General features: G+C 73.1%; 12 protein-coding genes. 5 read left to right on the forward strand and 7 right to left on the reverse strand.

The annotated features are described in order from the left end of the window. Positions 1 to 46 precede the first annotated feature (46 nt). The 4 genes from IAG44_RS02450 to IAG44_RS02465 all read right to left on the reverse strand — a co-directional run bounded on the left by IAG44_RS02450 (position 47) and on the right by IAG44_RS02465 (position 2,900). Complete coding sequence (locus tag IAG44_RS02450; protein ID WP_187752459.1) at positions 47 to 583, reverse strand: hypothetical protein; 537 nt, start codon at positions 581 to 583, stop codon at positions 47 to 49. A 177-nt stretch (positions 584 to 760) separates the two neighbouring features. Further along, positions 761 to 1,609: an ABC transporter permease gene (locus IAG44_RS02455; RefSeq protein WP_187745484.1), complete on the reverse strand. Its 849-nt coding sequence runs from the start codon at positions 1,607 to 1,609 to the stop codon at positions 761 to 763. After that, positions 1,569 to 2,387 (reverse strand): ABC transporter ATP-binding protein, encoded by an 819-nt coding sequence (locus IAG44_RS02460; RefSeq protein WP_187745485.1) that lies wholly within the window; start codon positions 2,385 to 2,387, stop codon positions 1,569 to 1,571. The genes IAG44_RS02455 and IAG44_RS02460 overlap by 41 nt, the downstream gene beginning before the upstream one ends. 54 nt (positions 2,388 to 2,441) lie before the next feature. Then, complete coding sequence (locus tag IAG44_RS02465) at positions 2,442 to 2,900, reverse strand: MarR family winged helix-turn-helix transcriptional regulator (protein ID WP_187745486.1); 459 nt, start codon at positions 2,898 to 2,900, stop codon at positions 2,442 to 2,444. A 126-nt stretch (positions 2,901 to 3,026) separates the two neighbouring features. On the opposite strand from IAG44_RS02465, the gene IAG44_RS02470 reads away from it, so the two are divergent. Beyond that, entirely contained in the window at positions 3,027 to 3,806 is a 780-nt protein-coding gene (locus IAG44_RS02470) for a VOC family protein (RefSeq protein WP_187745487.1), read from the forward strand. On the opposite strand, the gene IAG44_RS02475 is transcribed toward IAG44_RS02470, so the two are convergent. After that, on the reverse strand, positions 3,807 to 4,271 hold the full coding sequence (locus IAG44_RS02475; RefSeq protein WP_187745488.1) for a pep a2: 465 nt from the start codon (positions 4,269 to 4,271) through the stop codon (positions 3,807 to 3,809). Between the two features lie 298 nt (positions 4,272 to 4,569). On the opposite strand from IAG44_RS02475, the gene IAG44_RS02480 reads away from it, so the two are divergent. After that, positions 4,570 to 6,483 (forward strand): AMP-dependent synthetase/ligase, encoded by a 1,914-nt coding sequence (locus IAG44_RS02480; RefSeq protein WP_187745489.1) that lies wholly within the window; start codon positions 4,570 to 4,572, stop codon positions 6,481 to 6,483. 15 nt (positions 6,484 to 6,498) lie between these two features. Here the strand turns inward: IAG44_RS02480 and IAG44_RS02485 are convergent, their stop codons facing one another. Then, positions 6,499 to 6,870, reverse strand: coding sequence for a PRC-barrel domain containing protein (locus tag IAG44_RS02485; RefSeq protein WP_187745490.1), 372 nt, complete (start codon positions 6,868 to 6,870; stop codon positions 6,499 to 6,501). A gap of 241 nt (positions 6,871 to 7,111) precedes the next feature. On the opposite strand from IAG44_RS02485, the gene IAG44_RS02490 reads away from it, so the two are divergent. From IAG44_RS02490 to IAG44_RS02500, 3 genes are all read left to right on the forward strand, one after another. Then, positions 7,112 to 8,473, forward strand: coding sequence for an NAD(P)/FAD-dependent oxidoreductase (locus tag IAG44_RS02490; protein WP_187745491.1), 1,362 nt, complete (start codon positions 7,112 to 7,114; stop codon positions 8,471 to 8,473). 784 nt (positions 8,474 to 9,257) lie between these two features. After that, a complete protein-coding gene (locus IAG44_RS02495; protein WP_246563561.1) occupies positions 9,258 to 11,474 on the forward strand; it encodes an FUSC family protein in 2,217 nt (738 codons plus the stop codon). A gap of 315 nt (positions 11,475 to 11,789) precedes the next feature. Further along, positions 11,790 to 12,236, forward strand: a complete 447-nt coding sequence (locus IAG44_RS02500; protein ID WP_187745492.1) for a cyclic nucleotide-binding domain-containing protein — start codon at positions 11,790 to 11,792, stop codon at positions 12,234 to 12,236. A 9-nt stretch (positions 12,237 to 12,245) separates the two neighbouring features. Here the strand turns inward: IAG44_RS02500 and IAG44_RS02505 are convergent, their stop codons facing one another. Next, a complete protein-coding gene (locus IAG44_RS02505) occupies positions 12,246 to 13,532 on the reverse strand; it encodes an MFS transporter (protein WP_187745493.1) in 1,287 nt (428 codons plus the stop codon). Positions 13,533 to 13,546: the final 14 nt, after the last annotated feature.

The following is a 13,546-nucleotide window of genomic DNA, read 5'->3' on the forward strand; positions in this document are numbered from 1 at the left end:
CTCGGCCTGCTAGGCAACCCGCCCGCGCGGGCGCCCCGCCGGTTTCTCAGACCGTGCCCTCGCCCGCCTCCGTCTGTTCGCGGAGGAAGTTGCTGACCTGGCGGGCGAGTTCGCCTTCGCGGCCGGTGCAGGGGGTGGTGTCGAGGCGGTCCTCGCCCTCGCAGAGGTCCAGCGCGCCGGTCCACAGGCGGCGTTCGGTCCATTCGTCGTCGACGCGGAGCTGGACCTGGATGTCGACGCGGTCGAGGGAGGTCTCGGGCCCGGCGGCGTGGAGGACGGCGGTGACGCGGCGCAGGGGGTAGACGTCGAAGCCCTCGACGAACTGGGAGTTGCGCCAGTCGACGAACGCGCCCTCGCCGTCGGCGCCGACGCGGACGTCGATCTGGCCGTCCTCGAGGTGGACGCAGTACTTGGACTCGCCCCGGTTCTCGACGACGACGCGCAGCCTGAAGTACGTCAGGCCCTCGGCGGCCTCGTCGCGCCCGCGGGGCGGCTCCGCGCGCTCCAGTCGGCTGACGCGCAGACGCAGACCGGAGTACGCCTCGTACTCCTGCCAGTCTCCGACCACGTTCGGCTCGTACACGGCCCACCTCCCGACGTCCACCGGCTGAGTCCTATCCGTGCGCTCAGTGCACTGTCAAATGAGCGGAATACGCCGTGGCCTGGGCGATCGTCCCTTTTGATCGTTGATCAAGCCGTGCCCAGCGGGAATCACCGAAACGCTCAGGTCACGCCTTGTGCAAACGTGCCGCACATCACGTCACCGGGCGAGCCGGCCGAGCAGCGCGGAGGCGGTGAGCACACCGAGCGCGGCGGCCACCGCGAGCACCCCGAAGTCGACGGCGAGACGCGCCGGCGTACCGAGCAGGAGACCCCGCAGCGCGTTCACTTCGTAGCTGAGCGGATTGACCGCGCTGACCGTCCGCAGCCAGTCCGGCATGATCGACACGGGGTAGAGCGCGTTGGACCCGAAGAACAGCGGCATGGTGATCGCCTGCCCGATCCCCATGAGCCGGTCCCGGCTGAGCACGATGCCCGCGATGGTCATGGACAGGCAGGCGAAGAACGCGGATCCGAGGACGACGATCGCGAGCACCCCGAGGATCCGCAGCGGGTTCCAGGTGAGCGCGACCCCGAGGAGCGCGGCGATGACGAGGACGACGACCGCCTGGACCACGGACTTCACGCCGGCCGCGAACGCCTTGCCGGTGATGAGCGCGGCGCGCGGCGTGGGTGTGACGAGGAGTTTGCTGAGGACGCCCGCGTCGCGCTCCCAGATGATCTGGATGCCGTAGAAGATCGCGATGAACATGGCGGACTGGGCGATGATGCCGGGCGCGAGGTAGTCGACGTAGGGGAGGCCGCCGGTCGGTATCGCGTGGAGGCGGCTGAAGGTCTGGCCGAAGATCAGCAGCCACAGCGCGGGCTGGACGGCCCGGGTGTACAGCTCGGTGCGGTCGTGCCGCAGTTTCTGGAGTTCGACGACGCACATCGCGCCCACGCGCGCGGGCACGAGCCGCCACCCGGTGCGCGGCGCGGGCGGCCGCAGGAGGAGGGAGCGGGCTGGGTCAGCCGACGCGGTGGGCGGTGCGGCGGGTGCTTCGGACATCTCGGAAGTCTCCTGAGTTCTCGTCGAGGAACCCGCCGGCGACGTCGCGGAAGACGTCCTCCAGGGTGGGCGGCGTCCGGCTGCCGAGGCGGGCGGCGAGCCCCTGGCGCAGTTCCTCCGGTGTGCCGAGCGCGCGGACGCGTCCGTGGTGCATGAGGGCGACGCGGTCGCAGTGCTGGTCGGCCTCGTCCATGTAGTGGGTGGTGACGAGGACGGTCATCCCGGTGGCCTCGCGCACGGCGCGGATGTGTTCCCAGACGCCGGTGCGGGCGAGGGGGTCCAGGCCGATGGTGGGTTCGTCGAGGATGAGCAGCCGGGGCGCGCTGACCAGCGCCTGGGCGAGTTCGAGGCGGCGGACCATGCCGCCGGAGTAGGTTCCGGCGAGCCGTCCGGCGGCGTCGGTGAGTCCGACGGCGGCGAGCGCCTGTCCGACGCGCTCGGCACGTTCGCGGCGGGGGACGTCGAAGACGCGGGCGAACAGGGCGACGTTCTCGCGTCCGGTGAGCCCGGCGTCGGCGGACAGCTGCTGGGGGACGTAGCCGAGGAGGCGGCGGACGGCCATGCGGTCGCCGGCGGCGTCGTGGCCGAAGACGCGGACCGTGCCGGCGGGGACGGGGAGCAGGGTGGTGAGGCAGCGGATGGCGGTGGTCTTGCCGGCCCCGTTGGGCCCGAGCAGGCCGAAGACCTCGCCCTCGGCGACGGTGAGGTCGAGCCCGTCGACGGCCCGGGTGTCCCCGAAGGTGTGAGTGAGTCCGGTGCAGGTGACGGCGTCGGTCATGGGGCGTCCTCCTGGTGAGGGGGTCGGACAGGGGGTGCCGGGCGAGGGGGGCGGTCAGGGACTGTCGTCGGGTTCCTCCTGGAGCTGGACGGCGAGGGTGCGCAGCGCGGGCAGTGCGGCCCGCAGCGCGTCACGGTCGGCGGCGTCGAGGCGGGCGATGTGCTGCTCGACGAGTCGCGCGCGGCGTGCCCGCCAGTCGCGCAGCCGGGTCTCGGCGGCCTCGGTGAGGCGCAGGCGGGCGGCGCGCCGGTCGGCGGGGTCGGTCTCGCGGACCAGGTACCCCTCGGCGGCGAGCCGGTTCACCAGGGTCGAGACGGAGTTGCCGGCGAGGTACAGCTCTTTGGCGGCCTCGGAGACGCCGATGCCGGGGCGGGTGCCGACGAGCCGGAGGAGTTCGGCCTCGCCGCCGCGCAGCCGGGGCCGGTCGAGTCCGGCGCGCAGCCGGCGGCGCAGGAGCCGCTGGACGCCGGTGAGGGCGTCGGCGAGTTCCTGCGGAAACGTCTCGTCATCCATACGGTGAGATTATCTCTTTAGCAGAGGTAACATCCTCAAGAGTGAGTCAAGAGGCGGCCTGCGCTCCGTGCGGCCGACACTGGGTACGACCGCTGCCGGATGCGACAGAGCAGGACGCGAGCGCCCATGAACCACCGCCCCGAGGTCGTCACCACCCGTTCCGTGTTCGGGGCGCCCTGCTGGGTCAGCCTCACCACGCGCGATCTGACGGACACCCAGGACTTCTACGCGGCCGTGTTCGGCTGGGAGTGGCGCCAGGGCTCCCTGGGCGACCACTTCCGGGTCGCCTCGGCGGACGGCGTCCCGGTGGCCGGTCTCGCGGGGGTCGCGGCGATGTGGCAGATGGCGGTGGCGTGGACGCCGTACTTCGCGGTGATCGGCGCGGACGAGGCGGTGGGCCGGGTGCGTGAGCGCGGCGGCACGGTCGCGGTGGGCCCGGTGTCGCTGCCGCCGGGCCGGGCGGCGCTGCTGGCCGACCGGGACGGCGCGGCGTTCGGCGTCTGGGAGGGCCGGCTGTCCGGCGACTGGGAACTGTGGCGCAGCGCGGCCCCGGCCCTGGTCCGCCTCCACACGCGGGACGCCTTCGCGTCGGCGATCTTCTACGGCGAGGTCCTGGACTGGGCGTCGGACCGGCCGGGGAGCTGCGAGGTGCACTATGAGGACGGCGAGGTCGTCCTGCGCAGCCGTGGCGCGGCCGTCGCCCGGATCGGCTCCGGCGCCCTGGAGGCGGCCCCCGATCCGACCGTGCGCCCGCACTGGCAGGTCCACTTCACCGTCGCGGACGTCGCGGCGTGCGTGCGGGCGGCGGAGCTGCACGGCGGGAGCGTGCTGACGAAGTCGGCCGAGCAGGTCGTCCTGCGTGATCCGGACGGCGCGCAGTTCACGGTGTTCGAGCGCCGCGACTGACTACCCGGCGGCCGGCAGCGCCCTGGGCAGGTCGAGGCCGGTGCGCAGGGCGGGCAGCGGGGCGACGGGGACGAGCGGGGCGCGGCGGCCGGTGCGGGCGCGCTGGGTGAACCAGATGACCTTGGCGCCCTGGGCGGTGGCGCAGCAGCCCCAGCCGTCGCTGGTCGCGGCGAGACGGGCGAGGCAGGCGCGCAGGTCCTGGTCGGGGCGCAGGTCCGGGTCGTGCTCGGCGACGGCGGTGATGAGGTGGTGGCCGTTCCACCACATCTCGACGGTGGCGCGTTTGTCGACGGTGTGCCGGTCGATGGCGCGGAGCAGGAGTTCGGCGCCCGCGCCGACGGGGTCCGCCAGGGTCTCCAGGCCCCAGTGCCGCAGGTGGGCGGCGAGGATCCGGCGGACCTGGCCGGCGCGTTCGGGGCTGATGTCGACGTCGAGGTGGTAGCTGCGGGGAGCGGCGGTCTTCATCGTCGTTGGCTCCTCACCGACTGTGCTCCACGGAGCGTGACTGGCGTTCGCTTCCGCGTCACTTCCACAGTGCGGGCGTTGCTCCGTCCGTGCAACACGATCACCTCGCGTACCCGTGATCGCCACAGTTATGCCAGTGGAGAAGACCTGGTGGAAAAAGTGGTCACGATGTCGTGGATCAGTGCTGTTTACTTGCCCGTTCGTGGTCACAAGCGGCTGCGGCTGAGCTAGATTCGAGCACCCCGGTGACCGCTTCGGCCTGGGGTGTTCACCGTCCGTACGTCTCAGGAGCCAGCGCATGCGCGACGTCGCACTCGCTCCCCCGGCCGCCGTCTCGCCCCTGACCGGAGGGCTCGCCGACAGTGTCTTCGACGCCGCCGCGCGCACGCCCGCCCGGCCGGTGCTGGCGCGGCGCTCGGCGGCCGATCCCGAGGTGTGGGAGGAGGTGAGCGCCGAGGGGCTGCGGGACGAAGTCGTGGCGCTGGCGCGGGGGTTCGTCGCGTCGGGGATCTCGCCGGGGCACCGGGTCGCGCTGATGGCCCGCACCCGCTACGAGTGGACGGTGCTGTGCTACGCGCTGTGGGCGGTGGGCGCGGAGATCGTGCCGGTGTACCCGACGTCGTCGCGGGACCAGGTGGAGTGGATCCTGCGGGACTCGGGCTGTGTCGGGGTGGTCGTCGAGGACGAGGCGACCGTGATGACGGTCGGTTCGGTGTGCGCGGGGCTCGAAGGGCTGCGCCACGTCTGGCAGTTGGACGCGGGCGCGGTGCGGCAGCTCACCGCGGCGGGCGAGTCGGTGCCGGTGACGACGGTGGAGTCGCTGCGCCGGATCGTCCTGCCGGACTCGACGGCGGCGATCCTCTACACCTCCGGCACCTCGGGCCGCCCGCTGGGCTGCGCGCTCAGCCACGAGAACCTGGCGAGCCCCTGCGACACGCTGCTGGCCGGCTGGGGCCACACGGTCGCGCCCGCGGGCAGGCGCCCGGCGGTCCTCGCGTTCCTGCCGTTCTCCCACGTGTACGGGCTGATGATCCAGGGGCTGTGCCTGCGCGGCGGCGTCCTGATGGGGCACGAGCCGGACATGAGCGAGGCGGCGCTCACCTCGGCGCTGCGCACGTTCCGTCCGACGTACCTGTACGCGGTGCCGTCGGTGTTCGAGAAGATCTACAAGAACGCCCTGCGCACCGCCCAGCAGGCCGGGCGCGGGGGGCTGTTCGAGCGGGCGGCGCAGACGGCGCGGGAGTTCGCGGCGGCTCTCGAACGCCAGCGCCTGGGCCGGGGTTCGGGGCCGGGCCTGGACCTGCGGATGCAGCACGCCGTGTTCGAGCGGACCGTGTACCGAAGACTGCGCGCCGCGCTCGGCGGCCGGGTCACGCGGGCCACCTCGGGCGGCTCGCCCCTCAACCGCGACCTGTCCCTCTTCTACGACGGCATCGGCATCCACGTCCACGACGGCTACGGCCTCACCGAGACCGGCGGCGGTGTCACCATGCAGCCGCTGGGCCGTGAGAAGTCGGGCACGGTCGGCCGGGCGCTGCCCGGCACGGACGTCCGGGTCGCGGACGACGGCGAGATCCTGGTGAGCGGCCCCTCGGTGTTCCAGGGGTACGTGGGCGACGAGGCGGCGACCCGCGCGGTCCTCGACAACGGCTGGCTCGCCACCGGGGACCTCGGCCACCTCGACTCGGACGGCTATCTGACGATCACCGGCCGCAAGAAGGACGTCATCGTCACGACCAGCGGCAAGAGCGTGTCGCCCGCGCTGCTCGAACAGCGGCTGCGGATGCACCCGTTGGTCCACCAGGCGGTCGTCGTCGGCGACAACCGGCCCTGTGTGGGCGCGCTGATCACCCTCGACCCGGAGTTCCTGGCCCACTGGCGGGCCCGTCTCGCCCTCCAGGGCGACGTCCCGAGCCGTGAGGCCCGTGAGGAGAACGCGCTGCGCGAGGAGATGGGGCGCGCGGTCGCCGCCGCCAACAGCGCGGTCTCCCGCGCGGAGTCGATCCGGGTCTTCCGGGTCCTGCCCCGCGCCTTCGACCAGGCGGGCGGGCTGCTCACCCCGTCGATGAAACTCCGCCGGGACTCCATCGTCGACCACTGGTCGGCGGAGATCGAGGCCATGTACCAGGCCCGCGCCCCGATCCCCCGCTACAGCCCGCCGTCCGTCCTGAGCTGGGACGACGCGGACGACGTGTTCCGGCAGACCCGCTGAGCCGCAGCGCCCGTGTCAGGCGGGCGCTGCGCCGCGCGGGGTGAGGGTCAGGTAGTAGGCGCCGACCGTCGCCAGGTAGCGGGGGTCGCGGGTCTCGCTGTCGGTGCGGAAGCGCGGGGCGGCCTTCACCTCGTCGCGGGTGCAGGTCAGCAGGACGCGGCGGCCCGTGTCGTCGATGCCGGCGACGGTGCCGGCGGGGACGACCGCGCTGCGGCCGAAGACCCACATGCCGGTCTCGACGACGAGGTGGCGCATCCCCTGGGGGCCGGCCTCGCGTTCGACGCGGCCGACGGTGCCGTCCGTGGCGACGACGGTGTAGCCGGTCAGTGCCCGACCCTCGGTGTGGCCGGTCTCCGGCGCGTACGTCCAGATTCTCTCGCTGGTCAACACGGCTCCCTCCCTTTCACCCCGTGGACGGTCGCGCGCCGCCGTCCGTACAGCTCCCCCATACCCGCCCTGGGCCCCGGTGACGCGGCATGTCCGCGTGCCGTACGGCACGCATGGAACCGTGTGGCGGGGGTATTGCAATGTGACTATCGGGCCGGGGTCGTCAACATGCCTCTCCCGGCTGGCGCGAGCGCTCCCGGCACGGTGGGATCGGTGTGGTGCCGTAGAAAGGGAGACCGACATGGCTCGACCGAAGATCCTGGTGGTGGGCGCGGGCTTCGCGGGCGTGGGCTGCGTGCGGAGGCTGGAGCGGGGGCTGTCCCCCGGCGAGGCGGACATCACGCTGGTGACGCCGTTCGCGTACCAGCTGTATCTGCCGTTGCTGCCCCAGGTCGCGTCGGGGGTGCTCACCCCGCAGTCGATCGCCGTGTCGCTGCGCCGCAGCAGCAAATACCGGACGCGGATCATCCCTGGCGGGGCGATCGGCGTCGACCTCAGGGCGAAGGTGTGCGTGGTGCGCACGATCACCGGTGAGCTGGTGAACGAACGGTACGACTATCTCGTCCTCGCGCCCGGCAGTGTGACCCGCACGTTCGACATCCCCGGTCTCACCGATCACGCGATCGGCATGAAGACGCTCGCCGAGGCCGCGTACGTGCGCGACCACGTGATCGCACAGCTCGATCTGGCCGACGCCAGCGACGACCCCGCCGAGCGGGCCTCGCGGCTCCAGTTCGTCGTCGTCGGCGGCGGGTACGCGGGCACGGAGACGGCGGCCTGCCTCCAGCTCCTCACCCACAACGCGGTCAAGCGGTATCCGCGGCTCGACCCGAAGCTCATCAAGTGGCATCTCATCGACATCGCGCCCAAGTTGATGCCGGAGCTGGGCGACAAGCTCGGGGCGAGCGCGCAGGAGGTGCTGCGCAAGCGGGGCGTCGAGATCTCGCTCGGCGTGTCCATCGCGAAGGCGGGCGCGGAGGAGGTCACGTTCACGGACGGGCGGGTGATCCCGACGCGGACGCTGATCTGGACCGCCGGGGTCGCCGCGAGTCCGCTCATCGGGACGCTCGGCGCGGAGACCGTGCGCGGGCGGCTCGCCGTCACCCCCGAGATGTCCCTGCCGGGCCACGACGGCGTCTTCGCGCTCGGGGACGCCGCCGCCGTGCCCGACCTCGCCAAGGGCGACGCCGACGCCGTCTGCCCGCCGACCGCGCAGCACGCGATGCGTCAGGGCAAGGTCGTCGCGGACAACGTCATCGCGACGCTGCGGGGCGCGCCGGCGAAGCCGTACCGGCACAAGGACCTCGGTCTGGTCGTCGACCTCGGCGGCACCGACGCCGTCTCCAAACCCCTCGGCGTCGAGCTCCGCGGCCTCCCCGCCCAGGCCGTCGCCCGCGGCTACCACTGGTCCGCCCTCCGCACCAACGTCGCCAAAGTCCGCGTCCTCACCAACTGGACCCTCAACGCCCTCGCCGGCGACGATTTCGTCCGCACCGGCTTCCAGTACCGCCGCCCCGCCCGCATGAAGGACTTCGAGTACACGGACACCTACCTGACCCCGGAACAGGTAGAGGCCCACCTCAAGGAGACAATGGGCGACTGAACGGGGCCGGGCGAAGTGAACGGGGTCCGGCGGAGGCGGGCCTGGCCTCCTGGCCCCGGTCACGCCGCCCGCCGGCCGGACATCGGGCGGCGCGCTGCCGGGTAGTGCGGCCGACCCGCCGATGAACCGTGCGGGCCGCCCGGAAGGCGCCGGGCGCCGGGCCCGTACCCACCGCCCGGCGAGACCCAACCGGATCCACACCCCCGCGCGTGCCGCACCACACCGCCACCTGCCAGCGCCCTCGCCCTCCCCAGCCCCACAACCGACGGCGTGTCCCCTGCCCCACCGCACGGCAGGGCTCCCGCGCCAGTGCGCCTCCCGCTCCTCACCGCCCGCCCGAGACTCACCCCGGCCACCGCCCCACCCGGCGCCGCAACCCCCATCCCCCGCTCGGCCATTCACGCGCTCCCCCTTGCCGCCCGGCATCACGCCGCCACGCGTCGGCAACCTCGCCCCAGCGCCACCACCATGGCCCCGCCCCGGACACCCACATCTCCACGCCGAGGCTCGCCCCAGCCCACGCCGCCGCAAGGCAGACCTCCCGCGTCAGAGCACCGCCCGCCCCTCACCGCCCGCCTGAGCCACACCCAAGACTCCCCCTGGGCTCCGCCCACCCGACGCCGCAACGCCCAGCTCCCGCCAACCACTTCGCGTCCTCCCCCGTCCCGGCCAGCCCCTCCGCTCTCCCCTTGCCGCCCAACGGCCCGCCACCGCCCCTCCCCACAACACCCCCGTCCCCCCTCCCCCAACTCCCGCCCCGCATAAAGTACGCCGCGTGAACACAGTGGTCAGGCGGGTGTGGGACAGGGTCGCGGCGTCGGATCCGGGGTTGTTGCGGCTGGCGGCGGGGCTGCGGACGACCGGGGCGATCGCGTTGACGCTGGGGGTGCTGGCGCCGTGGGGTGTGGGGGTGTCGCATCTGGTCGCGGGGGCGATCACGGCGATGGTGGCGACGTTCGCGATCCAGGAGAAGCGGCGTGGCCCGCAGGGGGTGACGCTGGCGCTGGGCCTGCCGGTGGCGTCCGCGTCGGTGGCGCTGGCGACGCTGCTGCACAACCTGGTCGTCGCCGGGGACGTCTTCTTCGTGGTGCTGATCTTCGGCGCGGTGTACGGGAGAAGGTTCGGCGACCGGGGCCACGCGCTGGGGATGATCGCGTTCCAGACCCACTTCGTCGCCCTGTTCGTGGGCGTGCGGACCGGCAACCTGCCGGGTTTCCTCGGCACGGTCGCCGTCGCCTTCGCGTGCAGCGCGCTCGCGCGGTTCGTGCTGGTGCCGCAGACCTCGGCCGGCATCTTCCACCGTCTGCGCAGGGCGTTCCGCGCGCGCCTGGCGCAGCTGATGGACGCCCAGCTGGAGCTGTTGGACGCCGGTCCGCAGGACGTCGAGCGGGCGCTTGCGCACCTGCGTGAGCGCACCGCGCGGCTGCACGAGACGGCGTTGATGATCCAGGGCCGGCTGGAGGAGGGCACCCCGGACGCGGCGTCCGCCCGCCTCGTGCAGCGGCGTGTCGCGGACGCGGAGATCACCGCCGAGCGCCTGGGCCTGCTCCTGCTGACCGCCCGCAGCGTGGAACGCGCGGACACCCTGACCCTGCACCTGCCCGGCGCCCCCGTCCCGGAGGGCGGCCGCCTCCCGGTGCGGGACGCGGCCAGGGACACCCTGCGCCGCGACCTCTCGGCGCTCCAGGTGCTCGCGCGCGAGCCGGACGCCGCCGGTTCCTCCCGCGCGTACCTGCGCAACCGTCTGCTCGGCTACCGGGACGAGGAGAACCTGCCGGACGGTCCGACGGCCGTGCAGGACGTGTTCCGGGGCATCGGCGAGGCGGCCCGCGCGGTGCTCGGCCTGCGGATCGTGCTGGACGGCGCCCGGGACGACGCGGACGACAGCGCGGAGACGGCCCGTTCCCGCGAGGAGCTGGACGCGGAGGACGCGGCGCTCGAAGCGGAGGAGGAACCCGAGCAGCGGGGCCTCGCCCGGCCGACGACGCGCGCGGCGCTCCAGGTCGCCGTGGGGTCGTCGCTGGCGATCGTCGGCGGCGAGTTCCTGTCCTCGCAGCGCTGGTACTGGGCGGTCCTGACGTGCTGGATCGTCTTCATCAACACCGCGTCGACCGGCGAGATCCTGGTCAAGGGCTACCGCCGGCTCCTTGGCACGGTCCTCGGCGTCGTCGCGGGACTCGTCCTCGCGGGTCTGGTGGGCCGGCACACGTGGACGGCGTTCGGTCTGGTCCTGCTGTGCGTGTTCGCGATGTTCTACACCGCGCCCCTGTCGTACACGCTGATGTCGTTCTTCGTGACGGCCGCCCTGGGCGTCCTCTACACGCTGCTGCACACCTTCAGCCTCTCGGTGCTGGTGCTGCGCGTGGAGGAGACGGCGCTCGGCGCGGCCTGCGGGGTGATCGCGGCGGCGCTGGTGCTGCCGGTGCACACGGACCGGCGCACGAACGAACTCCTGGAGGCCGTCCTCGACCACCTCGCGGACGTCACCTCGGGCGCCCTCGACCAGCTCAGCGGCGCGCGGGCGGACGACCTGCTGGAGCGGGCCCGGGAGCTGGACCAGGCGCTCGCCGACCTGCTGGGGGCGACGCAGCCGCTGACGCACCCGGTGTCGCCGCTGCGCGGCCGCAAGGACACGGCCCGGTACGTCGTCGCGCTGCTGGAGACCTGCGCGTACCACGCGCGTTCCCTCGCGGCGACGGCCGAGCTGCTGCCGACGCACCCCTCGATCGCGGCGGATCCCCGGCTGCGCGGGGCGGGGACGCGGATCGTGGAGAACGTCGGGGCGGTCGCGGCGCACGTGCGGGGTGAGCCGTCCGCCGTCCGCACGGGGGCGAGCATCGCCTCGCTGCTGCGGCCCGGCCGGTACGGGACGCCGCGCTACGGCCGGGTCACGGACCGGGTGCTGCGTCATCTCCAGCGGCTGGACGAGGCGGTGGTGGGGCTCGCGCGTCCGCTGAAGGTGCCGGTGAAGGCCGAGACGGGCGACGCGGCGGCTTCGTGAAACCTGTGAACTTCCTTTGAATCGGGCCGACTTGAGGGGGTTCCCGGGAAAGATGAAAGTGAAACGGGTCACTCAACCCGCTTGAGAGTACGCGAAATCTCCCGCAGTGGTTTACGGTTCATACATACGGGGTCGACGTGGTCGAGGTTCACCTCCCATAGACGATCCCCTCCGTGACTGCCCTGGCTGGCTTCCCCCGTCCAGCCAGGGCTTTCCCCTTTCTTCACACCCGCCGAGGTGCCCCCGGCGCCGCCGCACGCTCCAATGGAGCACAGGGAAACCCCCGAGAAGCCCCGCGCCGAGGAGCCCCGCGCCATGACCCGAGCGACCAAACTCCTGACCGCCCTCGCCCCGCCGCAGCGCGAGCGCCTGATGTCCCTCGCCCAGGAGGTGTCCTTCCCGGAGGACACCCGCATCTTCGAGGCCGGCGGCCACGCCGACCGCTTCTGGGTCGTCCGCTCCGGCGCGGTGAGCCTCGACCAGCAGGTCACCCCGCAGCAGCGCGTCACCGTGGCGAGCCTCGGCGCCGGCGACCTCCTCGGCTGGTCGTGGCTGTTCCCCCCGTACGAGTGGGACTTCGGCGCCGAGGCGTTCAGCCCGGTGCGCGCCTACGAGTTCGAGGCGGGCCCGGTCCTGAGGCTCTGCGAGGAGGACCCGGCGCTGGGCATGGCGTTGGTGCGGCTGGTCGCGGAGATCCTGGCGCACCGGCTGGAGCTGACGCGGGGGCGGCTGCTGGAGGCGCACCGCAGAGGCGACCTGTGACACGGGCCCTCAGATGCGGTAGCGCCTGAGCGCGGGCAGCGCCGCCGCCAGCACCAGCATCACCACCACGACCAGCACCCCGCCTCCCGCGACGGCCGCCCGGGGCCCGAACGCGGCGCCCGCCGTCCCGTGCAGGACGTCCGCGAGGCGGGGCCCGCCCGCCACGACCACGGTGAACACGCCCTGCATCCGCCCGCGCATCTCGTCCGTGACGGCGGACAGCAGGATGGCCCCCCGGAAGACCATGGACACCATGTCCGCGACCCCGGCGACGATCAGGAACGCCACCGAGAACCACAGGTTGAGGCTGACCCCCACGAGCGCGATGGCCGCGCCCCAGGCGACGACGGCCCCGATCACCATCAGCCCGTGCCGCCGCACGCGCGAGAACGTCCCCGAGAACAGCCCGCCCAGCACGGCCCCGACCGGGATCGCCGCGAACAGCAGCCCCAGCGCCAGCCCCTCCCCGTACGGCGCGTACGTCTCCGACGCCAGCTGCGGGAACAGCGCCCGGGGCATCCCGAACACCATGGCGATCACATCGGCGAGGAACGACAGCAGCAGCACCTTGTGCCGGGAGATGTACGCGAACCCCTCGGCGATCTCCCGCACCCCGGCCCGCCGCGCGGCCCCCGCCGCGCCCAGCGGCGGCAGCGGGGGCAGCCGGTACACGGCCCACACCGTCACGCACAGCGCGAGCGCGTCGATGAGGTACAGCTCCGCCAGCCCGACGACCGGGATGAGCGCCCCCGCCAGCAGCGGCCCGGCGACCAGCCCCGTCTGCATGACCGTCGACCCCAGCGCGTTGGCCGCGGCCAGCTCCTCGGCGGGCACCAGACGGGCGATGGACGCGTTGCGCGCGGGCGAGTTGAGCCCGAAGAACGCCTGCTGCACGGCGAGCAGCACCATCAGCACGCCGACCGAGCCGACCCCGGCGAACGCCTGCACCCAGAACAGCAGGGACGTCACGGCGATCCCGGAGTTGGTGATCAGCAGCAGCCTGCGCCGGTCCATCGCGTCGGCGACGGCCCCGCCCCACAGCGCGAACACCACCATCGGCACCAGCCCGGCGAGGCTCGCGTACCCCACCCACGCCGACGACCCGGTGATGTCGTACACCTGTTTCGGCACGGCGACGGCCGTCAGCTGGCTCCCGACGGCCGTGACGATCGTCGACGACCACAGCCGCCGGTAGGCGGGCCGCCGCAGCGGACGCGTGTCCATCGCCCACCGCCGCCACCCCTTGCGCACCGGGGCCTGCCCGTCGAGCGGGGGACTGCTCTCACCGGTTTCCACACGCACCCTCTTCC

This window comes from Streptomyces roseirectus (genome assembly GCF_014489635.1).
GTDB lineage: Bacteria > Actinomycetota > Actinomycetes > Streptomycetales > Streptomycetaceae > Streptomyces > Streptomyces roseirectus.